The sequence below is a fragment of the Pseudomonas sp. Sample_22 genome, from assembly GCF_004307635.1.
Classification (GTDB): domain Bacteria; phylum Pseudomonadota; class Gammaproteobacteria; order Pseudomonadales; family Pseudomonadaceae; genus Aquipseudomonas.
The window spans coordinates 1-24,147 of sequence record NZ_RCNY01000057.1 but is presented as its reverse complement, the minus strand read 5'-3'; the positions used below and the strand labels follow the sequence as shown (position 1 = coordinate 24,147).

Sequence of the window (24,147 nt, the reverse complement as noted above, 5' to 3'; positions counted from 1 at the left end):
AGTGACTGAGTTCAGCGGGTGGTGAAAACCGATTTGAATTCCTGTGGCCAGCGCGGGTGCATGACGCTATACGCCACGGCATAGCTCAGCGCACCCACCACAATGTTGCAGACCAGGTGCAGGTAGCCTTGCAAACCCAGCTGCGGTGACACGTACAAGACGGTTGCGGCCATGACGAGTGAGGCAATCACGCTGCGGTAATTGGAGTCGAAGTACCGGCGCCAGCCGTAACCGATGGCTGCGTTGAGTCCACGGATTTGCAACGGTGTGATGATCAACATCCGCGTCAGCAGCGCGAGCGCCGCGGCCATACCGCCATAAAAGGTGCCGAAGCCGTACACCAGCGCCAGCGCCAGTACAGTGGTTGCCACTTCGGCTTTGATCGTGAGGTGGCTGCGGTTGACCGCCACCAGTGCGGTGGTGGCGTACATGGCGGTGTTACCAATGGCCGCCGTGCAGGCCAGCACTTGCAGCAGGGGAATGGCTTCGGCCCACTTGGCACCGAATATCAACAGGATGAGGTCGTTTGCCGTCAGCGCGAGGCCAATGAACAAGGGCGTCAACAGAAAGCCGCTGACGGCGGTTGAGTCACCCAGGATCCCGAGCAATCGCAGGGGTTCTGCGCTGCGCCGGGCGAACGCCGGCAATGCATAGCTCAACAGACCGTTATAAATCGCAGTGCGTGGCAGTTCGATGATGCGCATCGCCATGTTGAACATGCCGACCGCGTTCACGCCGGCCGTCATCCCAAGCACCACGTTGACCCCGCGCTGCAGCGTTTGTGAGCTCAGTGCGTTGATGGCAACCGGTGCGCCGGCTTTCAACAGTTCGCGCAAGAAAGGACGGTCAATGTAAAAGGCAATGCGCCGCGGATCTGCGCGCATCAAAACGATGATGGACACGAACTCCATGAGCAGCGCCTGGGCAACGACCGCCCAGGCACCCAGTCCCCAGAGCGCCACAGCGATGCCGCCGACACCGCCTACCACCTTGCCCAGCAACGTGCGCGACGCCAGTGTCTTGAAGTCGCCGCTGCGGCGCATTTGCGCGACATAGACACGCGCCATCATGGTGAAAAGGATTTTCACCGAGGCCACCGCCGTCAACCATCGCAGCAGCGGGTCGGGCGTGTACAGCATCACCGCGACCGAGATGACGACGATCGACACCAGGCTGACGAGGACCGAGGCCCAGAACGCCGTGCTGATGTGTTTGTCTTCCAGCCGTTCGAGCCGTACCAGCGGGTCTTCCAGAACCGACGAATACACCAGCCCGATCAACTCGACGATGGCAATGATGACAGTGCCCACCCCCAACTCTGCGGGCGACAGCAGCCTGGCATAGGCGACAAAGGTAATCATCGACAGGAAGATCAGGCCGAATTTCTCGGTGAAGATCCAGGTCAATGTCACCAGACGATGATTAGCCATGGCGGGTACCGGTTCAATGAGCGGTGGTTGACGCCGTTGCCTTGCGCAAGGTTTTGGCGCGGGCATAGAGGTAGCGCAAGGTCGGTTTGCCGTTGTGGAAGATCAGCGCTTGCCAGGAGCACTCGAGCATTCGCCGGTACACATCGATCACTTCGGCATGCTCGTCGCGTCGGGAAAACGCATTGAGAAAGTCAGTGTGGTTACCCAGCACGAAATCGATCCGTTGCTGTTTGCTGAGCTGCGCGCCATAGCGGGCGAGGTACACCTCGATGAACCTGATCTTGTTCTGGTAGTACTTTTTCGGTTGCGCGGTCATGTTGCCGGCGTTGACCGTGCGCTCCAGCAGAATTTGCGGCACCGTGTGGATCTCCCAATGTTCGGCGATCCGCGTCCACATGTAACGGTCTTCGGAGTAACGCAGGCTGGCATCGAAGCCACCCAGTTGCATGATCACGTCGCGTTTGACCAACGCGGTGGATACGCCATTGACGACGTTGGCGTGGATGAAATCGTAGAAATGCCTGCCGCTCTTGCGCACGTTGTCCAGTTGCCGCCTGCCGTCGCTGTAATTGACCTGCGTGTAGCAGTCGATCAACCCCACCTGCCGACCCTGACGCGTGAGTTCGTCATACAGGGCCAGTTGTAACTCCAGCTTTTGCGGGCGAAATTGATCGTCGGCGTCGAGCATCGCGACAAAGGTTTCCTGAGAGTGGCGCATCCCGTGATTACGGGCACTGGCCTGGCCTTCGTTGGCCTGCTGCAACAGTGTCAGGCGAAACGGCGCGACGAAGTCTCTGACCCGCTGGGGTCCGTCATCCGTAGAACCGTCGTCGACGACGATGACGTGATCGGGCAGCCGGGTTTGCTCGGCCAGCGATGACAGCGTTTGCTCAATGCTTGCGGCGCCGTTGTACATCGGGATCACGACGCACACTGTTTGCGGTGAAGGGGAGGCTTGATTGGGCACGGGTGATTCTCCTTTTGTTACGCCTTGGCTGAATCGCGCGGGAATCCCCGACCAGTCGAATGCTGGCCCAGGGTTGTCGGTGATAATTCGGGGTATGTGACGTGGTGATGCCGGAAGGACAGGGCCAATGTGCAGAACACCAAAAACTCGGCAGAGCGGTAATTGGGTATCACGTAGGCCACATAGTTGGTGACGATGAACAAACCGATGATCACCAGGGCGCTGGCGCGAAACCTGGCAGCCTGGTTCGCCGTTACGGCGCGGTACTGTTTAAACAGGGCTTCGCCCAGCAGCAACGCCAGCGCAGTCAACTGAATAGCGCCGCCGTTGAGCAGGGTTTCCATGTAGCCGCTATGGGCGTTGCCGATGTAACCCCAGCGACGGATGAAACCATCGGCGTCGGGGCTGGCCCAGAAGGCGCCGAAGCCGTATCCCTTGAGCCATTGGTCATCGACAAACGGCGCGAGCAGCTCCCAGATCAACGTGCGGTCAGTGAGTGACGGGTCACGACCGGCCAACTCCAGCAGCCACGAAAGGTTGTTGTAGAGAAACAGGCACACCAGCAGGAACGCCAGCGTGCAAAAGAAGAACAGCCACTGCGAGCGGTTGATGTGCAGCCGGATCAGGGTGAGGAAATACCAGTAGCTCAGCGTCCCGGAAAGGATCAGTGCCACGCCCGTTGCCGATTGGGCGAGCAGGATGGCGACCAGTGAAAAAAACGCACAGAAGAGTGCCCAGCGATTGCGTTGGCGGATCATCGGCAGCAGCAACAGGATGGCGATTGCATTGAGCCGCGCCCCGGCGTTCTTTTCGGCGAAAATCCCCTTGAATGCACCGTCACGGATGCCGCCGGACAGGAACGCGACGTCAGGCATGATCACGGCGAGTATCAAACCGATAAACGCCGCCACGCCGATGGCACAGCCCAGCATGAAATTGATTTTTTCAAGCGGGTAGTTATAGGCAATGAAACCGGCAAAGAACACCACGCTGAGCAGCGCGATAAAGCGCTTGAAACTCAGCATCGGGTCGCTGGACCAACTGATCGAGGCAATGACACAGAATATGAACACCAGCAGAAAGAAGTTGCTGCGGTAAAAGGTTTTGCTCAGGAACACCTTGTTGCGGATGAAGAAATACAACGGCACCAGCAGTGTGATGAGGCCGCAGATCTGGTTGGCGACGTTGCCTTCGAGGTCTTTGCTGATATCACCGAAACTGGCTGCACCACCCAGGCTGAGAACAAACGTGATCACCTGGATGTAAAACAGCACACCGAACAGGGTGAAGGCATCGCGTAGCGTGGAATATTTGATCTCCAGGGTACTCATGGCGATGGTCTCCGCAGTAACGCGGCGAGGTAGGTTTCTACCGCGCAGCCGTTCATGAAGCGCGCAGCGGCATCGATGCGGGACTGGCGCTGTAGATCTCGCGGTGTCGAGAGTTGCAGGGTGATCGCTTGCGCCAGGGCGAGCGGGTCGTCGACCGCCACCAGTGGCGCGACGAGGCCACCGATAAGAATGTCTTGCGGGCCGTGGGGACAGCGGGTCGACACCACCGGTGTGCCGGTGGACAAGGCCTCGACCAGCGCGTTGGGACTGCCCTCGAAACGCGACGACAGCACAAAGCAGTCGGCGGCGGCCACTTCTGCCATGGGATCACTGGCATAGCCCGGCAGATCGACTCGATCCGCCACGCCCAGTGTTCGGGCCAGGTCTTGCAACGAGTCCCTGAGTGCGCCCTCACCAAAAATGATCAGGCGAGTGTTGGCGTCCGGCAACGAGGCGAACGCGTTGATCAAGGTGTCGAAGCCTTTTTGCGGCGCCAGGCGCCCTACGGCGACAATCACCGGCCCGGGCTTGTCCTGGAGCCAACGGTGGCTTGGCCGCGCCGGCCGCTTGTTGCGAAAGTCGTCGTCAAGGACCGGGTTGTCGGCAATGGTCACGTCCTGGCGGCGCGCAATGGTGGTGTTGACCAGATCCTGGGCGACACCTCGCGAGACGCAGATCACCGGGTTGGGAATCAACCGGTACAACAACGGTGCCACCAGGTATGCCAGCCGCACCATGAAGTCGGGGTTGACGTGTTTGTCATGGGAAAACGCGTTGCGCTCGCTGACATGCAGCCGTGTCAGAGTCCCCGACAGCAATGCGGCGAGGATGGCCACCACGTTGACGTGAGTCAGGGCCGCCAGTTGCGCGTCGAAGCGATTGGCCCGCAGAAATCGCGCGAGCGCTGGCACTGCACGCGCAGTGCGTGGGCTTCGCAATTCGACTTTCTTTACTCGCGGGTCGAGGTGCGCCGCATGCAGGCCGCCACCGGTGAGCATCAGCAAGGTCACGTCATTGCCGGCGTCCACCAATGCACTGGCCAGGCGCGCCATCATTTTTTCCGCCCCGCCAGCGCTGAGGTCGTGCAGGATAATCAGCAATTTTTTCATTGGTTCCATACCTGGTAGTACGTTTTCGCGGCGTACTGGCTGGTGTACGGTTGAATGGCGTCGGCGAGCATTTTTGCGCTTGGCGCAACGCCAGTCGGTGAAACCAGGCTGTTGAGCATTCCCTTCGCCAGGGCGGGTACGTCGTTGGCATTGACCAATTGACCCAGCCGGCCGTTGTCCAGCAGTTCCCTGGGCCCGGTTTCGCAATCACATGCCAATACAGGCGTACCCAACGCCAGTGCTTCAATCAGCACAGTCGGCATGCCTTCCTGTACCGAGCTCAGAATGAACAGCCGGGCGTGCCTGAGCAGGGGATAGGGGTTGCTCAGGAATCCGCTGAAATGCACCCGATGTGCGATGCCCAATCGGCTGGCCTGGGTGGTCAGCGCATCGAGCAGGGGACCGTCACCGGCGATCACCAGATCCGGCAGGGCTTCACTGCGCAGCGCCAGGGCATAGGCATCGAGCAACAGATCAAAGCCTTTGGGTTCCACCAGGCGACCCACGCTCAACCAATAGTCGCCGGGTAACCCGACGGGCAACGGCGCCCGTGAGGCTCGCAACAGTTGGTCGGTAACTACGGCGTTGGGGCAATAACGGATGCGTTGCCGACCCCAGGGCATCAGATCGATGAGGGACTGGCGCAGGGCCGTGGAAACCGTGACCACCTTGCCGCTGCCGCAGAGGTACAGCGCGTAGAGCAGACGCAGGCTGGAGGGGCCGGTTTTCTGTTCAGTGCAATCGAGTGCCGCGTGGCGGCTATAGATGACTTTGCAGGGAAGGCCGAGGGTGGCGAACCAGGTGCAGAGGTTGGCTTGCTCCTTGGCGGAAATGAGGTGAGTGATGCCCTCGCGGCGAATCAGCCGGCGCAACAGCACGATGGACTTGAACAGGCCGACGATGCCGTTGCCGCCAGCGGCGTTGAGCGTTTGCGCACCCGCGCTGTCCGGCGTGTCACCGTTCATGACGAAAAAACTCACGCGGTTGCCGTCCTTGAGAAACTGCTCGGACAAGCGTTGCTGGACGCGCTCGATACCGCCGCCCGCTCTGAAATCCTTGAGAATGAACAGAATGTGCATCGGTCATTCCCCCACGCTGATGGCGACTTTGCGCCGAACGAGCAGGGTCAACAGGTGTAAAAAATTGCTCGGGTAGTCGATCAGGTAGCGTTTGATCGTATGGGGCTCGCGGTACATCCGGTAAAACGCGCGCAGATGCAGTTGATCGATCATGGCGGGGTAGTAATTGCGGGTGGCCATGGCTTCCTGGCGAATGAACCCGCCACAGGTAAAGGCGACACCGCGAAAGCCTGCACGCAGCGCATCCTGTTCAAATCGCTCTTGCAGCCCGGCACCCAGGCCGACGATCAGAATGTCCGCTTCGCTGCGGCAGATGTCGGCCTGAATGTCCACAGCCTGGGACGCATCGAAATAGCCGTTGTGATAACCGGCGATGGTCAGTCGCGGATAGAGCGTCCTGATCTTGTCGATGAACAGATCCAGTTCAACCTGCCGGGCACCGACGAAATACACGCGCTTGCCCTGTTGCTCGGCACTGCCCAGTACCGCGTCGGCAATCGAGGTGAAGTCAAAGCTGACCCGGCCGATTGCACGGCCGGTCACCCGGGACATGAACAGCGACATCAGCATGCCGTCGCAAAAATAGGCGACGGTGCTTGGTGTCTGCTCGAAAAAACTGCTGATGGATGCAAAGTTGATGAAGGAATACGCCTGGTTGGCGTCCAGTAACCTGGGAGAAAAACGCCGGACTATCTGCAGCTTGATCATGGCGCGACTCCTGTCAGTTGACCGGCCGGGTTTGCCGGCCCACGGAGACGTAGGTAATGCCGCGCTTGCTCAAACGCTGCGGATCGAACAGGTTGCGTCCGTCGAAAATCAGCGGTTGCTTGAGCTGGCGGATCAGCAAATCGAAGTCCGGTGCCCGGAACGATTGCCACTCGGTGACGATGATCAGTGCATCGGCATTTTTCAGCGCTGCTTCCTTGGTGCCCGCCAGTGTCAGGTCATCGCGCGAGCCATAAATGCGCTGGGCCTCTTCCATGGCCTTGGGGTCGAACGCCTGGACGCTGGCGCCGGCGTGCCACAAGGCCTCCATCAACACCCGGCTGGGGGCTTCGCGCATGTCGTCGGTGTTGGGTTTGAAACTCAGGCCCCACAGGGCGAAGGTCTTGCCGCGCAAGGCACCCTCGAAATGATCGAAAACCCTCTTGAACAGGCTGGCTTTCTGCTCATGGTTGCGAGACTCCACGGCCTTGAGCACCCGGGCGTCGATATCGACGCTGGTGGCGGCGTGTATCAGCGCCTGCACATCCTTGGGGAAACACGATCCGCCATAGCCCAGGCCCGGATAGATGAACTGATAACCGATGCGCGGATCGGACCCGATTCCGTGCCGGACCATCTCGATATCGGCGCCGAGTTTTTCGGCGAGGCAGGCCATTTCGTTCATGAAACTGATCTTGGTCGCCAGCATGCAGTTGGCCGCGTACTTGGTCAGTTCGGCGCTGCGCATGTCCATGACGATGATCTTTTCGCGGTTGCGATTGAACGGTTCGTACAGTTCGCGCATGACCGCTTCGGCGTGTGGGCTGTCGGTGCCGATGATGATGCGGTCCGGGCGCATGCAGTCCTCGACCGCGCAACCTTCCTTCAGAAACTCGGGATTGGAGACGACATCGAAGGTCAGATGGCTGCGATCGTGGTCGGCCAGCACCTGCTCGATGCGTTCGCGCACCCGGTCGCCAGTGCCGACCGGGACGGTGGATTTGTCGACGATGATGTGATGGCGGTCCATGTTCAGCGCGATGGTTTGCGCAACGTCCAGCACGTATTTGAGGTCCGCTGAACCATCTTCATCAGGCGGCGTCCCGACCGCGATCAACAGCACATCACCATGGTGCACCGCACTGGCAAGATCAGTGCCGAATTGCAGCCGACCACTTTGGTGATTATCACGGACCAGGCTTTTCAAACCCGGCTCATAGAGCGGCAGCGTGCCGTCCTTCAGCGCGTCGACCTTGGCGCTGTCGACGTCCACGCAGAGGACGTTATGGCCGACCTCCGCCAGCGCGGCGCCTTGTACCAGGCCCACATAACCAATACCGAATACGCTCACATTCATGATCTAACCTCGGGGCGTCGTGACGCAGGTTCACGATGGGGCAGGGCGTCAGTAGATGTTTTTGGAGAACAGCGTGAAGGGGGTTTTGATGAGGATCTTGATGTCCAGCCACAGCGACCATTGGTTGATGTAGTTGAGGTCCTGGGCGACGCGCAGCTGCATCTTTTCCACGGTTTCGGTTTCGCCCCGATGCCCGGTGATCTGGGCCAGCCCGGTAATGCCAGGCTTGAGGCGATGACGGGCCATGTAGGCGCGCACTTTGCCGGTGTAGTAAATGTTGTGGGTCACGGCGTGCGGGCGCGGCCCGACCAAGGCCATCTGACCGAACAGCACGTTGAACAGCTGGGGCAATTCGTCGATGGAGCTGCGACGCAGGAAGCGTCCGAGCGGGGTGACGCGATCATCGTCCCGGGTGGCCTGGCGCACGTCGCTGTCGTCGTGGAGGCGCATCGAGCGAAACTTCCAGACTTTGATCACTTCGCCGTTGCAGCCGTGGCGATTTTGCTTGAACAGCACGGGCCCGGGGGAGGTCAGCTTGACGGCAATCGCCACCCCCAACAGCAACGGGCCAAGGACAATAATGGCCATGGCCGCCAGGCTGCGCTCGAACAGATCCTTGCAAAACAGGCTGGCGGGATGCGAGCTGATCAAACTCTCGTTGAGGTAGATGGCCGGCATTCGCTCTATTTCGGAGATCGAATGGTTGAGCAGCACCATGCTACCGAAGTCCGGGATCCACACCACATCGACGTTCATGTCCAGCAGATCGATGTACAGCGCTTCGATGGTGGCTGCGTGCGCCATTGTCAGGACGATGTAGACGCGACGCACGTCCAGGCGCGTGATGATTTCGCGGATCGAGTCGACATGTCCCAGCAACGGCAAAATGCTCGGTGCCGGGCCACTGTCATCGGCGGCGGAGATGAAGCCCAGGACCAGCGCGCGGTTCGGTCGCGAGAGTTTTTTCGCCAGTTCGTGAGCGGTCGGGCAGGTGCCGATGATCACCGAGCGACGCTCCCTGCAGATCATCCGCGAATGCAGCCGGGCGAAAGAGTGCAGCGGCAGAAAACTCGCGGCCTGGACCACAAAGCCCAGCACTGCCCAGACCATGATGACCTGGCGAGAGTACGTCGCACTGGTCTGGGTGATGAAGGCAATGCTCGCCAGCACTGCCAGCAGGATCAGCCAGCCGGCCAGTAGACGGCCGAGCCCGACCACCAGGCCATGACGCTTGTGATAAACCTGCATCATGCTGTAGATCGGCACTGAACCGAGCACAGTCAGGATCATCAGGATGCGGTAAGGGCTGGTGAGGCTGCCGACGCGCCAGTACACGAGCAGCATTAACAGCGCGACCACCAGCGTCATTGCGCAAAACCACTGGCCCCAGAACGTCAGGCCTCGGCGGTGTGCCATTTGAGCGGTATAGAGCGGAGTCATGGGCTTGACCTCAAGGCAAAATGAATGCGTCAGCGCTTTAGGAGCGGACACGGCGTGGCTCCCGCAGGCTTTTCCGTAGCTCGGCAGAGGTGAAGCGAAGTGTTGTGTTGTGTTGTGTTGGCAGTTAACAGCGCAGTGACAGACCGGCAGGCCGGGCGTTACCGGGGTGCGAAGTCGTAGTTATAAAACGACTTGGAATGGTGGTAGCCGTATTTGCGCGCCTTGCGCAGGTCTACCTGATTGAGCACAGCGCCAAATACCGGCACATGGCTTTGTTGCAACATGGCAATGCCTTTCTGCACTTGGCTGATCGGCGTGCTGTCGGCCTTGACCACATAGATCACAGCGTCCGAATGCTTGGCCAGCAACAGCGCGTCGCTGATCATGTCCGCAGGCGGTGAATCGATGATGATGTGGCGGTAACGCGACTTCAGCGCCTCCAGCATCCGCGCCATGCGCGGTGAACTGAGCAGATCCTGCGGCGGAGGCTGGCGTGACGCGTTAAGCGAATCGGCAGGGGACGGCAGCCGCGGTGCGGCGAACAGATCCACCGAAGGCGGCATGACCATCCCGGCCGGCAGCATGTCCAGGTTGCCCACCGAAACGATGCAATCCTCGAGCCTTGCAGTGCCTGCAATCACATTGGCCAGTCCCGGACTGTCGGGCGGAAAGTCAAAGTTCAGCGACAGGGTGGGCTGACGCATGTCGGCATCGATCAGCAGCACGCGCTCCAGTGGAGTGAGCGAGCTGGCCAGGTTGTTGGCAATGGTGCTTTTGCCTTCACCGGCAACCGTCGACGTGACCAACACCACCTGCGAGGGCATGTCGCTGCTTTGCAACATCAGCCAGGTGCGCAAGTTGCGAATGGTCTCGGAAAAACGCGGGTTCTCATTGTCTTCGAACAACCGCGCCAGTTGCCGACGGCTTTTCTTCATGACCAGCGGAACGACGCTGAGCAGCGGAATGTTCAGCGTGCTTTCAATCGTCTCGTCAGTTTTGAAGGTGTTGCTCAGTTTGTCCATGAGCAGCGCCAGCGCCATGCCGACCAACGTCGCAACCAATCCGACGATCCCCACGATCAACGTTTTACGAGGCTTGCTCGCTTCGACAGGGACAATGGCCGGGTCGACGATGCGCACTTTGGTGGAGTCCATATCGGCGGTGGCTGCGGTCTCCTTCAAGCGGGTGACGAAGGTTTCATACAGCGCGCGGGTACTGTCGACTTCACGCTGGAACTCGCGCAACTGGAACTCTTTGCGAGCAATGTCTTGGATCTGCGCCTTGTTGCTGTTGAAGGACTGGCGCAGCGAGGCTTCGCTGGCCGTGGCGAGCTGGTATTGCCGTTCGATGCCGGCGACTACCTGCTGCACCTGCAATTGCAGGCTGGTGGTGGCCGCGCGCAATTCGGACTGCGCGGAGATCAGGCTCGGGTGTTTGGGCCCGTAGCGTCCCGCCAACTCATCGACCTTGGCCTGGGCTTTGGCGCGATCCGCCTGGAATTGCTGGACCAGCGGGTTGCTCAAGACTGCCGGCACGCTGGACAGACGGCTCAGATCGCCGTTGCTCAGGGCCTTCGCCTGACGGTATTCACTCTCGGCTTCTGCACGGTTGCGACGGGCGTCGACCATGCGATTACCGGTCATCTCCAGTTCATTGGCGCTGATGGTGGCGACACCGCCGACGTCAACCAGCCCTTGCTCTTCGCGGTAGCCCTGGAGCTTTTTCTCGGCGACACGCAGGTTGTCGCGCAGCTTGATCAGTCGAGTGTTCATCCAGGCAGTAGTGGCCTGCGATGACTTCTCGCTGGTGTCCAGTTGGCTGTCGGTAAAGCCTTGGGCCAGCGCGTTGGCCGCTGCTGCTGCCAGAACCGGGTCGGGCAGTTCGACCTCGATTTCCAGCAACTGGCTTTTGCCAACGAACTTGACGCTGGTGTGCTGCATGAGGTTTTGCGTGACCTGGTTGAAGACGTCCTCTTCGCTGGGCACTTTTTTCATCGGTACCCAGGTACTCAGCCCCGGCAGCCATTGATCCAGCTCAAGCTCCGCCAGCCATTTGCGCGGGGTGAACCAGGGTGTCGGTTGCTGGCGCGGGTCAGTGACCGGGTTGGTGGTCAGGCCGAGTTTTTTCACCGCGCGTTCGGCAAGGTCCCGCGATTGCAGGAGCGCTTGTTGTGTCTGCAAATACTCGGTGGCATTGCTGCCCGAGTCCTTGACCTGTTGGAAGGACATCAGCGGCGGGGTTTTATCGTTGAACAACAAGGTGGTACTGCCGATGTATTGCGGGGTAATGGCTGATACAGCAATGGCGGCCAACGCACAGCAGAACAGGACGAGCCAGGCGATGTTCCATTTGGCGCGCCAGATCACCCTCCAGATTTTGAGCAGGTCAATGGTGTCCTGGTTTTCGCTGTACTGTTGATGTACATGCGTTGACAGAGGACGTTCGACGTAGGTGCTAGGGCTGTTGTCCATGATTAGAAAAAGCCTTGTGCAATGGAAATGGTATCGCCGGGGCCGATCGTGGTGTTGCGGGTGACTTCATCGGTGAGTGTGGCGCCGCCATCACCGCGCACGATGGTCACGCGTTTGATCGAGGCCCGTTCGGTCAAGCCACCGCCCAGGGCGATGGCTTTCTCCAGGGTGAGCCCGGGTATGAAGGGATAATTGCCGGGTTTTTTCACTTCGCCGTTGATATAGAACGGACGATATTCGATCTGGCTCAGGCTGACTTTCGGGTCGTTCAGATAGCCTTGCTTGAGTCCGTCGACGATGATCTTTTCGACTTGCCCGGGGGTCAGTCCCTTCGCGGAAATTTCCCCCAGGAAAGGGTAGGAAAAGGTGCCGGCATCGCTCAGACGGATTTTTTTCATGCTCAGCTCCGGCTCGCCAAAGACGATGATGCGCAAGACATCGCCGGCGGCGAGTTTGTATTGGGTGCCGGGGTCTGCTGCATACGTATTGGGTAGTACCGCCAGTGCGAACAACAAGGCAACTATGCGTATGTTCATGACGAAACCCTCTTAGAGGCTTACGTTGAAGCTGATCTGAACCACGTTACGGGTAAAACTTTCGTTGTCGGCATCCGAGTCGTTGTCGCGGAAGCGATAGCCGAGCTCGATGTCCAGCCACCGGCGCATCGCATAAATCACCGCCAGGTTGTAGTCCTGTAAATCGTCCGTGCGGCTTTGGCCTTCGTAGACATATCGACCGAATCCGGCCTGTGCCAGGGTGGTGATCCGATCCGTCCAACCATGGCGCCAACCGACCTGGGTAAAGGTCGACTTCACCGCATCGGCGCCATCGTCGCCCTCGGCGAGTGCCTGGCGGGCGACAAAGGTGAATGTTGAATAGGTGCGTGGCTTGTATTGCAGGTCCACTTGCCACGTCGGGTTGTCGAGGTCCTTGGATTCGCTGTTGTCGAAGTCTTTTTTCTCGTAACCGAGGCGGACTTTACCGGTGGTCTTGGCGGTGACGTCCCAGACGGCACCGGCGTATACCGCGTTGGATTGGCTGCTGCGCGTGCTGTTGGTTTCCAGATAGTCGAAATCGGTGTAGTCATACTCCAGCAGGCCACGGGTATTGCTGCCGATGCGGTGATACCAGGTACTCGTAAGTGCAGTGGTATTGCGTTCCTTGTCCTCGTTGATGCCATCGGAGTTGTCGGTACGCAGTTCGGCGTAGCTGGCGCCAAAATCGATCTGGTTGTCCGCGCTTTTGGCGCCATAGGTGTAAAGACCGCCCACCCGTTTGTTGTTGAACTTGTCGTTTTCACCTTCGACCGCGGTCGATTCGGTGCGCTGCCACTTGCGGTATTCGGCTTCCAGTTTCAGGCGGTGCCTGTCGGTGAACTCCATGATGCTGTCCGCCCGCAGCCGTTGTGCGGTGTAAGAGGCATCCGATTCGTCGTGATAAATGTAGCGGGCAGGCTGCCAGATCAGTCGTGTTGCGCTGTTGCGGTCTTCAGCCTTGAGCTCGAAGTTGGGCACCAGCTTGGTGATCATCGAGGACTGCGTGTTGTTTTCCAGTTCTCGAAAGTTATCGTCATAGCTCTCTGCGACCAGGAAGGTCGGCGTGAAATCGAATCCGTAAACATTGATCGGTGCCGGATCGAGACTCCAGGCCATTCCTGGGTAAAGAGAGACCATCATCAATGCAAAAGGGCAACGTGAACTCAAGGCCATGTCATGGCTCCGTCAGATATTGGGGTGAATCGAGGATAGCTGACGTTCGAGGTCACGGAGTGGCATGCAGATCGTTTGATTCCGGTTCAGAAATTGAAGCAGGATCATGACGCGCTCAGCCCCGTGCGATGTGATGAAAACCCCCTCGAGTGTTGACAGTGGCCCGCGAATTATTTGCAGGTGGTCGCCGGGTGTCAGGGGCGGGTCATCAGGGGTTAACGATGATTCAAAGCAGCGCGCACGCAGGTGCTCGATGACGTTCTCGGGCACCGTCGCAGGACCATGATTGAATTCGACGAAACGACTGACGCCACGGGTAGAGCGAATGGGCGACCAGTTGTCGTTCCCGCCAAGATGGATGAACAGGTACCCGGGAAAGAGGGACTCCCGAACCCGTTGTTGTTTGCCGCGAATGACGCGATCCCTCAAAAGCTGGGGATGAAAAACGGCATAATTCTGTTGAAGCAGATTGAGGTGGGCGCGTTCGTCCTGGTGAGGCTTGCATTGCAACAGGTACCAGTTGGAACGATCGGAGCTAATTGCGGGCATGCTGGTAAACTCCGTCAATATCGAAAGTTTAGGCAGGCAGTGGCTCTACTGAGTCCGAGAAGTTATCAAGTCAGGCAGAGTTGTTGTTTTTATTTGATGTCCATAAGTGTGTTTCAATAATGAATCACAATATGTTTCATCGGCGTAACAGTGAAGGTAACTGGATTGGCGTTATATCTGACAGCTTGTTAGGCATAACCATCAGGCAGTTTTCGATAGGCAAAGCTACCGCACGGTCCTTACCAAGGATCATTGAAAAACAGAAAAAACTGATGGCGCCCGATCAACAGAAATAAGCGTACAAACTGCACTCGTATTCTTGTTTATCAGACCTGTGTAGTTATTGACCAGTCTCGACAGCATGTCAAACGTTCCTTGTCAAAAAACATGCCTTCTATCCAATAGTTCAATGGGTGGTGCGTAGGTTTCTGTTTTGTAAGGTGTTTATATTTCGGCCGAACGGATTAAACTTTTTTTGATGCTTATAGTCGTGTGCTGCATGAGGGGTTCAGAGGCAATTACCCAATAGTGGGGCTGGTTATTGAATCTGGACCTTGAAATGAAGCAAGGCTATAAGTAACGGCCATGGGAATAACACGCGGGCAGAGATCATGACGATTCTTGTGACTGGCGCTGCAGGCTTCATCGGGTATCACACCGCCAAACGGTTGTGCCGGGACGGTCTTGAAGTTGTCGGTATCGACAACCTCAACGACTATTACAGCGTGGAATTGAAACTCGCCCGACTCAAGCAACTGAGTGAGCTGAGCAATTTCCGTTTTCAGAAGATGGACATTGTCGACAAGTCGGCCTTGATGGCTCTATTTAAACAGCACGGTTTTACCGAGGTTGTGCACTTGGCCGCTCAGGCGGGGGTTCGCTACTCACTGGACAATCCGGATGCCTATGCGCAATCGAATCTGGTCGGGTTTCTCAATGTGCTGGAAGCCTGTCGACACTATCGGCCCGCACACCTGATCTACGCGTCGAGCAGTTCTGTGTACGGCGCCAACAGCAAGTTGCCATTTAGTGTCGATGACGCGGTCGAGCAGCCGGTTTCCCTGTATGCCGCGACCAAGCGCGCCAATGAGTTGCTCGCCTGCAGCTATTGTCATCTGTACGGTCTGAAGGCCAGCGGGTTGCGTTTTTTTACCGTTTACGGGCCTTGGGGCCGGCCGGACATGGCGTTGTTCAAGTTCACGCAAGCGATCCTCCAGGGTCAGCCGATCGATATTTACAATCATGGCCAGATGGCTCGGGATTTCACCTACATAGACGATATTGTCGAAAGCATTGTCCGCCTGTGTCCGAAGCCGCCGGTGCCGGACAAACAGGGGGAGGGCGTCAACCGGCTTTTCAACATAGGGCGTGGCATGCCAATGGCCCTGCTGGATTTTGTCGATTGCCTGGAAGCGGCACTGGGCATACACGCTCAGCGCAACTTTGTCCCGATGCAGGCCGGCGATGTCGTCAAAACCTGGGCTGATGTTTCGGCGCTGGCAGACTGGGTCGGGTTTTCTCCGCAAGTGGAGGTTGAAGCCGGTGTGGCGCAATTTGTGAGCTGGTATCGCAGCTTTTATGGCGTTTGACGCCATACGCAGACGGCTGAGATCGATAGGCAATACGTCTGAAGCCAACTCCATACTCAGCACAGGAGCAGCACGCGTCGCGCCCCCGTGCTCGGAATTGAAATCGGCTTGAGTTAAATCAGATACCCGACAGCCTGGCCAGGGATGTTTTCCTGAGCGCCCGCTACAAGGTGCAACGGCATCACCGGCTGTTGATGATCCATTGAGGGGATTTCGAAACTGCCCACTATTTGAAGCTGTCGCTCGCCCAAACCGGTCGCCTCCAACTCTTTTGCCTTGGCCATTCTCGCGTGGTTCGCTGCGATTTCATTGAGAGTTGACACGTTACATCTCCGGTGACTGACCAAGCGTTTCGCTGGAGTCCTTAATCGTTAGTTTGAGGTGCTGCCGTGTCAGAATTATGTCACTCCTGGGCAGCTACGCTCGGCCTGTGCAAGCCGCAAGCCAGACAGGCTGTGTATTGCGCCCAGCGTTTTGCTTTGCGACGAAAGGTTATGCGACACGTCTGAACCGGTCTTATCCGAACTTTTTCGATATCGGGAAGACCGTTTTGTTGACGGTAGCAGACAGGCGAGGAGTTGCCAGAAAGCCCAATCTTTCGGATTGGGCTGTTTGCGAATGGGCCATCTTCGAACAGGAAGGCCTGATTACTGGTCCTTTTCGCAGTTGACCATCCACGACACCCCAAACCGGTCGACCAACATGCCGAAGCGCGCGGCCCAGAAAGTGCTGTCCAGCGGCATCTCGACTTTGCCGCCCGCGGCCAGCGCATTGAACACCCGTTCGGCTTCGGCGACGCTGTCGACATTCAGTGAGATCGAACAACCGCTCATGCCCGGTGTCGGGCGGTCGGGCGTGGTATCGGACGCCATCAGCATCTGATCGCCAACTTTCAGGCAGGTGTGGATGATCAGGTCGTGATGTTCCTTTGGCACATGCTCGGCGGCAGGCGTTTCACCGAAAGTCATCATCGCTTCGATATGGCCTTGCAGGCATTGGGCATAGAAGGTGAAAGCGGCTTTGCAGTCGCCGTTGAAAATGAGGTAGGGATTGATTTTCATGATTCTGCCCCGGTCAATGAAGGTGCACATCGGATCTGACATCGTTTGGCGCGATGAATTCTGATGAGGCTGACCGGGACAGCAAAGCGCTAAAACGCGGCGGCTGCCTGAACATTGTCAGATTTTTTTTCGATAGAGCGGGTGATGCTTATCGCTTCGCTCGCGCGCCGTGGCGCCAGCAGGCGTTCAATGGCGCCGCTCACCAGATTCTCAAGCAACTCGTTGTGCTCTTGTTCGTCCAGTGATTGAGTGGTCAGCCAACTGGGGGCGCTGTTGAGCAGCGAGGCGATGGCATGCCCGGCCGCCAATTTTCCCGATTCGCTGAATCGCGAACGGGCGCCGAGCACCACCAGCAAGGTGCGTTCGTACTGCTCGCGCAATTGCCGTACCCGAGCCTGCTGGTCTTCATTCAGGCAGCCGCAGTCGCGTTCGACCAGGCGAAAATGCCAAGGCATCTCGCGGTGCAGATTGAGGTGGGCGCGAATCACATGGTTGAGCCGGTCTCGCTTGGCCGGCGCCTTTTGCTGGATGCGTCCCAGGGTTGCCAGCAACTCTTCGTAAAACTCTTCGATGAGGTCCAGCAACAGGTGCTGTTTGCTCGGGTAATGGTGATACAACGAGCCCGGGGATAGCCCCAGGCACGTCGCGAGCTCACGCATGCCGACCTGACCGAAACCCTTGCAGGCGAACAGTTCCAGCACCTTGTCCCGGTATTCGGCAAAACGCGAGCAACGCTCAGGCATAGGCATGGAAGCCGCGCCCCGTTTTGCGTCCCAGGTAGCCGGCGGCAACCATTTCCTTGAGCAGTGGCGCCGGACGGTATTTGCTGTCGTTGAAGCCTTCGTAGAACGCTTGCATGATCGCCAGCAGCGTGTCGAGGCCGATCAGGTCGGCCAGCGCCAACGGGCCGATGGGCTGGTTGCAGCCAAGGCGCATCCCGGCGTCGATGTCTTCGGCGCTGGCCAGGCCCTCCTGAAACACCAGGATCGCTTCGTTGATCATCGGCACCAGAATCCGGTTGACCACAAACCCCGGGCGGTTGCCGGCGGTGATCGCGGTTTTGCCCAGGGCCGTCGCCATGTCCAGCGCGAGGGTGTGGGTGGCGTCGCTGGTTTGCAGGCCGCGAATGACTTCGATCAGGCCCATCACCGGCACCGGGTTAAAGAAGTGCAGGCCGATGAAGCGCTCAGGCTGGCTGACGCTGGCGGCGAGCTGGGTGATCGACAGCGATGAGGTGTTGGAAGCGATCACGCAGTCAGCGCTGACCTGTGCGGCGATCTGTTGCAACACCCGCAATTTCAGTTCGAGATTCTCGGTGGCAGCTTCGATGACCAGCTGAGCATTGTGCAGGCTGCTGTAGTCGGTGCTGGTCTGGATCTTGTCGAGCGCCGCGTTTTTTTGCTCGGTGGTCAGGGTGTCCTTGGCGATCTGCCGATCGAGGTTTTTACCAACGGTGGCGATGGCTTTTTGCAGAGCGCTTTCGGAAATGTCGAGCAGGGTCACGTTGAAGCCGGCGAGGGCGCAGACTTGCGCAATGCCGTTGCCCATGGTGCCGGCGCCGATCACGCCAATGTTTTGCAGATTCATGTTGCCGTCCTTCCGATAAACCCTGCGATACCTTGGCCGCCGTCGTGGCACAAAGCGTACTATTGCCGCGAGTCTAGAACCGGCAGGGCGGTTGTCCTATGCCGAAACTGTTCAACGGGCCTGATGTTTTTTGCCATTTCGGGTGATCGGGAGAGAAGCGTTCACATGCGGGAAAAGGATTCAGTGGCCGCCTACTTCGTGCAGGCAATGATCCATGGGCTGGCGGACGATTCGCAGCGGGTGCGTGCCGTGCTGGAACAGGCCGGCATCGACCCGGCCGTGATGCAGCAGCCATCGGCGCGAGTGCCGGCCAGTGCCTTTGCGGCGTTGTGGCTGATTCAGATCCGCGAGCTCAACGACGAGTTCTTCGGCCTCGATTCCCATGGCATGCCGCCAGGCGCTTTTGCGCTGATTTGCCGGGCGTTGATTCAGGAGCCCGACCTGCACAAGGCCATGCGCCAGTGCCTGGCCAATTTCGCCCTGTTCCTGCGCGACTTTCGCGGCACGCTGACCGTGCGCGGCAAACGGGCGGTAATCAGTCTGGAGACGTATTCGCAGAATGCCGATGCCAATCGTTTCGGCGAAGAAACGTTCCTGGTGCTGATGATCAGTTTGCTGTGCTGGCTGGGAGGCCGGCGCATACCTATCGACCGCGCAGACTTCCGCCATGAACGTTTGTCCTTGAGCGATGACCGGTTGCTCTGGGGCCCCAACCTGACCTTCGGTGCCGAGCGCACCGAAATCGAGTTCGCCAGTCACTACCTGCGGCTACCGGTGGTCCAGGACCTGGCGTCGCTGAAAGTATTTCTGCGCACCGCGCCACAATGGCTGGTGATCCGTTTTCGCAATCAGCATGGTCTGGCGTCGCAAGTGCACCAACGCTTGCGCAGCAGCCATTACAGCCAATGGCCGACCTTGCAGGCCTTTGCCCTGGAACAACACCTGAGCCCCAGCACCTTTCGCCGAAAACTGGAGCGCGAAGGTTGTTCCTATCAGGAAATCAAAGACGAAGTGCGCAGGGCGGTGGCGTTCGAACAGCTGCGCGAAAGCCGGGCGAGCATCAGCGACATTGCCGAGCAGTTGGGGTTTCAGGAGCCCAGCGCGTTTCACCGGGCATTCAAGAAGTGGACGGGAGAAAGTCCGGGTCGCTATCGGGCGCGGTTTCAGGGCTAGCTGATCGGGTCAATGCGCTCAGGAATCCTGCGCACCTTGAATCATCGCCGGGCCGGCCATCTGCGGTTTTTCCCGCAGCAAGTTTTCCAGTGCCTTGCGATATTGATTGCCCCCCAGGCTCATGCTGTTGTTGTGCGTGCCGCCGGGAATCAGCAACAGGCTCTTGGGCTGGTTGGCGGCATTGAACAGTTGCTGGCTGAATCGCGACGGCATGAACTGATCGGCCAGGCCATGGACCACCAGCAGTGGCATGTCGATGTCGACGATCTTGTCGATGGAATCGAATTTCTGTGACAGCAACCAGCGCACCGGCAACCAGTTCACCGGCAGGTTGTTGCCGGCGACTTCCGCCACGGCATCGCCAAGCGAGGTGAAGGTGGACTCGATCACCAGGCCCCGGACCGGCACCGAACCATGATTGTTTTTCGCCTGGGCGGCGAGCTCTGCTGCAAGGTCGATGGCCACCGCACCGCCTAGCGAATGGCCGTAGATCAAGCGTTTGCCGGCGTCAGGTTGCATCACCTTGAAACGCTCCCAGGCGGCCCGGGCATCTTCGTAGACACTGGCTTCCGATGGCAGGTCGCCTTTGCTCTGGCCAAACCCGCGGTAGTCGATCGCCAGCACCGAATAACCCATGGCGCGCAACTGCTCGATACGGAACGCCTGTCCGGTCAGGTTCCAGCGCACACCGTGCAAGTAGAGAATTGCCGGTGCATCTTTACGCGCTGCCGGCCACCACCAGGCATGCAGGTTTTGCCCGGCCTTGAAACTTGCTGGCTTGATGTCCAATTCCTGAACGTCCTGCGGCAAGCCGCGATACCAGCCTGCCGTGCCCGGTTCGATGCGAAACAGCAACTCGCGCTCCTTATATTGCAGAGCACCGCAACCCACGGGCAGGCCCACCACCAGCGCGGCCATGCACAGCAGCGGCAGCCAGCGTCGCCGCAGACGAGTGAGAAGAGCAGTGGACATCGGTTGTTCAACCCGCACGGACATGAAGTTCGCGTTTTAGCAGATGCACACGCAGGGCGGGAATAATTTCGACAGCCGTTCAATCCACCCGCAACACAATCTTGCCGATGTGATCGCCGCCCTCCATGCGCCCGTGGGCCTGCGCCGCGTGGGCCAGGGGATAAACCTCATCGATCATTGGCAGGCAACGCCCGGCCGCCAATACCGGCCACACGTGCTCGCGCAACTGTTGCGCAATCGCGGCTTTTTCTTCCCGGGTGCGAGAACGCAACAACGAGCCGGTGACTGTGGCGCGTTTGGCCATGATCGCCAGCAGATCGACTTCCCTGGCTACCGCGCCACCGAGGAAACCGAGCATCACCAATCGCCCTTCGAGGGCCAGCGCCGCAACGTTACTGTTGAGGTACGAACCGCCCATGATGTCGAGAATCACATCGACGCCGCGCCCCGCGGTTTTTTCAGCAATGACCTGGGTAAAATCCTGTTCGCGATAGTTGATCGCCTCGGCGCCCAGTTCGCGGATCACCGCGCACTTTTCTGCACTGCCCGCCGTGGCAAACGCTTCGATGCCGAACTCACGGCAGAGCATCAACGCGGTGGTGCCGATGCCGCTGGTGCCGCCATGAATCAAGACTCGTTGATCTTTGCGCGCGCCGCCCATCTCGAACAGGTTGGCCCACACGGTGAAGAACGTTTCCGCAATGGCTGCGGCGTGTAGCCAATCCATGCCGGCTGGAATCGGCAGAGCCTGACTGGCGGGGACGACACAATACTGCGCATATCCGCCGCCGTTGGTCAGGGCGCAGACGTTGTCGCCGACCACGAAGTCGCTGACGCCTGCGCCAAGCCCGACCACTTCACCGGCCACCTCCAGCCCCGGGATCGGATTCATGCCCGGTTTCATCGGGTATTGACCGGCGCGTTGCAGCACATCAGGTCGATTGACCCCGGCGGCATGAACACGGATCAACAGTTCCCCAGCGCCCGCTACGGGTACGGGCACCAGGTTTGGTTGCAGCACTTCAGGGCCACCGGGTGTGGTGATTTCGATTTGGGTCATGGTTTGCGGCAGCGACATGATGAATACCTTTGAGCAATGCAGTCAGTTCGATAACGGTGGGATTGTTTTGTTTATGTGATCGTTGCAGCGGCGCAGGTTTGTTCCTTTGGCCCGGTCAGCAAACGCGCCGCCCATTCCAACAACAACGCACCGACAATCGCCCCGGCCGCCACCATGAACATCAATCGGTGATTACCACCGCTGCCGTTGAACAGCGCCGAATAGGCGAAGCCGGAAATGGCCTGGAAAGTGGCGAACGAAACCGTGGCGCGGCTCCAGGCGATCTGTTGTTGATGGTGGCCGGGAATCAGTTCGTGAACCCGGGCCAGCGCCAGCGGCACGATGCCTGGCGGAAACGAGCCGATGATGACCGCGAGTAGCGCCAGAGCCACGAAGGTGCTGGACATCGACAGCAAGCCCACCGCAATCGCCTGCACCAGCAACACCAGGCGTATGCTGCGTTTGGCGCCCAGGCGATCAGCCAGAAAACCGTAACTCACCGGGCCGACAATCGCGCCGAGACCGTACATCACCCAGACCATTGCGCCGACGTGTTGCCCGGCCCCGAGCCCCCGGGCGACGTAATCCACCAGGAAGACCATGGCGGGCACGAGCCCGGCTGCCATGAGGGCGTATTGGGCGAACAGCAGGTAAACACCCGCAGGCATCGACGTCGGCGCTGTTTTGACCGCTGCCGGCGCTGGAGCAGGGGAAGTGGAAGATGGCCAGCCAAACCAGCTGACCGCCGTCAGGACCAGCGCCAGCACCCCGAGGCCGAGCCAGGTTTGTTGCAAACCCATACTGAGCAGCGGCGGTACGAGGGTCCCCGAGCCGGCAATCCCCAGGCCCAGGCCGAGGAAGATCGCACCACTGGCCACACCTCTGCGGGAGGCGGGTACATGGGGCAACACCGTCGTAGCCACCAGCACCATGACCGCGCCACCGGCAACGCCGGACAGCAAACGCCAAGCGAAGAACCAGCTCACCGATAACGGGAAGGCACAGGCAAAAAACGCCAGGGTCACCGTGAGCATCATCAACCGCAGAACGGTTTTGTTGGAAGTACGCTTGGCCAGTGGGTGGCCGAGCAAGGCGCCGATCAGATAACCCACCAGGTTGGCGGCGCCGAGGAACACCACGTCGCTGGCGGAAAACCACTGGTTTTGGATCAAAGAGGGAATCAACGGCGTATAAGCGAAGCGCGCCAGGCCGATGCTCACCAGGCTGGCGCAGAGACCTGCAAGGATCGGCAGCCAGATCGCGCTGCCAGGTTTATCGGGGGTCAGTGAGGTACGGTCCATGAACGTTGTCCTGAGTGTTTTCATGGCGACCAGCATATCGAGGTTCTTTGATGCAATAATGCTGCGATTACACTTTGTAGTGATGCATAGGTGCATCACCAGGAGAAACCATGAACTGGGATGACGCACGGGTGTTTCTCGCGGTTTGCCGCGAATCCACGTTGCGCGGTGCCGCACGGGTGCTGGGCGTGGATCAAGCCACAGTTGGCCGGCGAATCGCGGCACTGGAAAAGTCCTTGAACGCGACGTTGTTCCTGCGCACATCCGAAGGCTATGCGCTGACAGCCGTGGGCGAAGCGGCAATGCGTGCCGTGGAGAAAATGGAGCATTCAGCGCACGAGCTGGAGCGACGCATTCAAGGCCTGGACGATCGATTGACCGGTACCGTGCGAGTCACCACCACCGATTCCATGGCCATCGATTTGCTGATCCCGGCCATCGCTCGTTTGCATCGACAGCATCCCGACGTGCGGGTTCAGCTGGACGCTTCGACGCAAATTCTCAGCCTGGCCAAGCGTGAGGCCGACATTGCCGTGCGCAATACCCGGCCGGAAAACCCGGATCTGATTGCCCGCCGACTCGCCCGATGGCCGATCGGTTTGTTTGCTTCGCAAGACTATGTGGACGCCCACGGCATACCGGAGCCGGGTTCGGCGTTCGAGGGGCATGATCTGGTGATCTATCAGCCCTATTTGCAAGGCGACAAGGACGTGACACTGGTTGGTGAACCGATTGGCCGCGGGCGGATTGTCTCGAGCCTGAGTTCCAGTTTGCTGGTGCGCCGATCCATCGCTGCCGGGATCGGAATCGGCGAAGTCCCCGTGTACATGGGCGAACGGGACGGGCTGGTCAGGCTGTGGCCGGAACGTACGAAGCCTGTGCCCTATGACATCTGGCTGGTGACCCACGCCGATTTGCGGCATACGGCCAGGGTGCGGGTGGTGATTGACGAGATCGTCGCGGGGTTTTGCGGAACCGGTGAATGAAAACTTGATACTGCGCTCATTCAGACAGGGCGCGTTATCGTTGACGTCCATCGCGGGCAAGCCCGCTCCCACAGGGATCTTCAATGGCCGCAGTTCCAAGTACAGCCGGAAGCTGGCTTGCCAGCGATGGCGGCCTGACAGCCGATCAATCTCCTGCGGATGTACCCAAGCCAATTGTAGGAGTGAGCCTGCTCGCGATGGCGGCTTCACATTCAGCAGGTGTGTTGACTGATCCACCGCTATCGCGAGCAGGCTCACTCCTACAGGGGAT

At 59.0% G+C, this 24,147-nt stretch carries 22 protein-coding genes; 3 read left to right on the top strand and 19 right to left on the bottom strand.

Translation table 11 applies throughout. From position 1 onward, the window contains the following. Positions 1–11: 11 nt before the first annotated feature. The 12 genes from D8U73_RS15010 to rfaH form a co-directional block, all read right to left on the bottom strand. Positions 12–1,430 carry an oligosaccharide flippase family protein gene (locus D8U73_RS15010; RefSeq protein WP_056854406.1) on the bottom strand — a complete coding sequence of 473 codons (1,419 nt, stop codon included), beginning with the start codon at positions 1,428–1,430 and terminating at the stop codon, positions 12–14. 13 nt (positions 1,431–1,443) lie between these two features. Further along, positions 1,444–2,397, bottom strand: a complete 954-nt coding sequence (locus D8U73_RS15005) for a glycosyltransferase family A protein (RefSeq protein WP_056854405.1) — start codon at positions 2,395–2,397, stop codon at positions 1,444–1,446. A gap of 17 nt (positions 2,398–2,414) precedes the next feature. After that, entirely contained in the window at positions 2,415–3,728 is a 1,314-nt protein-coding gene (locus D8U73_RS15000) for an O-antigen ligase family protein (RefSeq protein WP_130904942.1), read from the bottom strand. Next, positions 3,725–4,837, bottom strand: a complete 1,113-nt coding sequence (locus tag D8U73_RS14995; RefSeq protein ID WP_056854403.1) for a glycosyltransferase — start codon at positions 4,835–4,837, stop codon at positions 3,725–3,727. The genes D8U73_RS15000 and D8U73_RS14995 overlap by 4 nt, the downstream gene beginning before the upstream one ends. Then, entirely contained in the window at positions 4,834–5,916 is a 1,083-nt protein-coding gene (locus D8U73_RS14990; RefSeq protein WP_130904941.1) for a glycosyltransferase, read from the bottom strand. Before D8U73_RS14990 ends, D8U73_RS14995 begins: the two co-directional genes overlap by 4 nt. 3 nt (positions 5,917–5,919) lie before the next feature. Continuing rightward, positions 5,920–6,624 carry a WecB/TagA/CpsF family glycosyltransferase gene (locus D8U73_RS14985; RefSeq protein WP_130904940.1) on the bottom strand — a complete coding sequence of 235 codons (705 nt, stop codon included), beginning with the start codon at positions 6,622–6,624 and terminating at the stop codon, positions 5,920–5,922. Positions 6,625–6,637: 13 nt separating this feature from the next. Beyond that, positions 6,638–7,978 carry a UDP-glucose/GDP-mannose dehydrogenase family protein gene (locus D8U73_RS14980; RefSeq protein ID WP_056854400.1) on the bottom strand — a complete coding sequence of 447 codons (1,341 nt, stop codon included), beginning with the start codon at positions 7,976–7,978 and terminating at the stop codon, positions 6,638–6,640. A 48-nt stretch (positions 7,979–8,026) separates the two neighbouring features. Then, on the bottom strand, positions 8,027–9,418 hold the full coding sequence (locus tag D8U73_RS14975) for an undecaprenyl-phosphate glucose phosphotransferase (RefSeq protein ID WP_056854399.1): 1,392 nt from the start codon (positions 9,416–9,418) through the stop codon (positions 8,027–8,029). 158 nt (positions 9,419–9,576) lie between these two features. Beyond that, entirely contained in the window at positions 9,577–11,889 is a 2,313-nt protein-coding gene (locus tag D8U73_RS14970) for a GNVR domain-containing protein (protein WP_056854398.1), read from the bottom strand. 2 nt (positions 11,890–11,891) lie between these two features. Then, positions 11,892–12,425: a polysaccharide biosynthesis/export family protein gene (locus D8U73_RS14965; protein WP_056854397.1), complete on the bottom strand. Its 534-nt coding sequence runs from the start codon at positions 12,423–12,425 to the stop codon at positions 11,892–11,894. 12 nt (positions 12,426–12,437) lie between these two features. After that, positions 12,438–13,598 carry an outer membrane beta-barrel protein gene (locus tag D8U73_RS14960; protein WP_056854396.1) on the bottom strand — a complete coding sequence of 387 codons (1,161 nt, stop codon included), beginning with the start codon at positions 13,596–13,598 and terminating at the stop codon, positions 12,438–12,440. A 12-nt stretch (positions 13,599–13,610) separates the two neighbouring features. Next, entirely contained in the window at positions 13,611–14,147 is a 537-nt protein-coding gene (gene rfaH / locus D8U73_RS14955; RefSeq protein WP_056854395.1) for a transcription/translation regulatory transformer protein RfaH, read from the bottom strand. A 611-nt stretch (positions 14,148–14,758) separates the two neighbouring features. On the opposite strand from rfaH, the gene D8U73_RS14950 reads away from it, so the two are divergent. Then, the gene (locus tag D8U73_RS14950) at positions 14,759–15,736 is read left to right on the top strand and encodes an NAD-dependent epimerase (protein WP_130904939.1); all 978 of its coding nucleotides are present in this window, start codon (positions 14,759–14,761) and stop codon (positions 15,734–15,736) included. A gap of 113 nt (positions 15,737–15,849) precedes the next feature. On the opposite strand, the gene D8U73_RS14945 is transcribed toward D8U73_RS14950, so the two are convergent. The 4 genes from D8U73_RS14945 to D8U73_RS14930 all read right to left on the bottom strand — a co-directional run bounded on the left by D8U73_RS14945 (position 15,850) and on the right by D8U73_RS14930 (position 18,384). Next, entirely contained in the window at positions 15,850–16,059 is a 210-nt protein-coding gene (locus D8U73_RS14945; RefSeq protein WP_130904938.1) for a hypothetical protein, read from the bottom strand. Between the two features lie 324 nt (positions 16,060–16,383). Then, positions 16,384–16,797 (bottom strand): VOC family protein, encoded by a 414-nt coding sequence (locus D8U73_RS14940; RefSeq protein WP_130904937.1) that lies wholly within the window; start codon positions 16,795–16,797, stop codon positions 16,384–16,386. Between the two features lie 89 nt (positions 16,798–16,886). Further along, positions 16,887–17,546, bottom strand: a complete 660-nt coding sequence (locus D8U73_RS14935; RefSeq protein ID WP_056854388.1) for a TetR/AcrR family transcriptional regulator — start codon at positions 17,544–17,546, stop codon at positions 16,887–16,889. Continuing rightward, positions 17,533–18,384, bottom strand: coding sequence for a 3-hydroxybutyryl-CoA dehydrogenase (locus D8U73_RS14930; protein ID WP_056854387.1), 852 nt, complete (start codon positions 18,382–18,384; stop codon positions 17,533–17,535). Before D8U73_RS14930 ends, D8U73_RS14935 begins: the two co-directional genes overlap by 14 nt. A 165-nt stretch (positions 18,385–18,549) precedes the next feature. Between D8U73_RS14930 and D8U73_RS14925 the strand changes: the two genes are divergently transcribed. Beyond that, positions 18,550–19,557: an AraC family transcriptional regulator gene (locus tag D8U73_RS14925; protein WP_130904936.1), complete on the top strand. Its 1,008-nt coding sequence runs from the start codon at positions 18,550–18,552 to the stop codon at positions 19,555–19,557. Positions 19,558–19,575: 18 nt separating this feature from the next. Here the strand turns inward: D8U73_RS14925 and D8U73_RS14920 are convergent, their stop codons facing one another. The 3 genes from D8U73_RS14920 to D8U73_RS14910 all read right to left on the bottom strand — a co-directional run bounded on the left by D8U73_RS14920 (position 19,576) and on the right by D8U73_RS14910 (position 22,890). After that, positions 19,576–20,529: an alpha/beta hydrolase gene (locus tag D8U73_RS14920; RefSeq protein ID WP_130904935.1), complete on the bottom strand. Its 954-nt coding sequence runs from the start codon at positions 20,527–20,529 to the stop codon at positions 19,576–19,578. A gap of 79 nt (positions 20,530–20,608) precedes the next feature. Then, positions 20,609–21,607 carry an NAD(P)H-quinone oxidoreductase gene (locus D8U73_RS14915; protein ID WP_130904934.1) on the bottom strand — a complete coding sequence of 333 codons (999 nt, stop codon included), beginning with the start codon at positions 21,605–21,607 and terminating at the stop codon, positions 20,609–20,611. Between the two features lie 53 nt (positions 21,608–21,660). Further along, positions 21,661–22,890, bottom strand: a complete 1,230-nt coding sequence (locus D8U73_RS14910) for a YbfB/YjiJ family MFS transporter (protein WP_130904933.1) — start codon at positions 22,888–22,890, stop codon at positions 21,661–21,663. A 110-nt stretch (positions 22,891–23,000) separates the two neighbouring features. Here D8U73_RS14910 and D8U73_RS14905 point away from each other — a divergent pair, with 110 nt between their 5' ends. Then, positions 23,001–23,876 carry a LysR family transcriptional regulator gene (locus D8U73_RS14905; RefSeq protein ID WP_130904932.1) on the top strand — a complete coding sequence of 292 codons (876 nt, stop codon included), beginning with the start codon at positions 23,001–23,003 and terminating at the stop codon, positions 23,874–23,876. Positions 23,877–24,147: the final 271 nt, after the last annotated feature.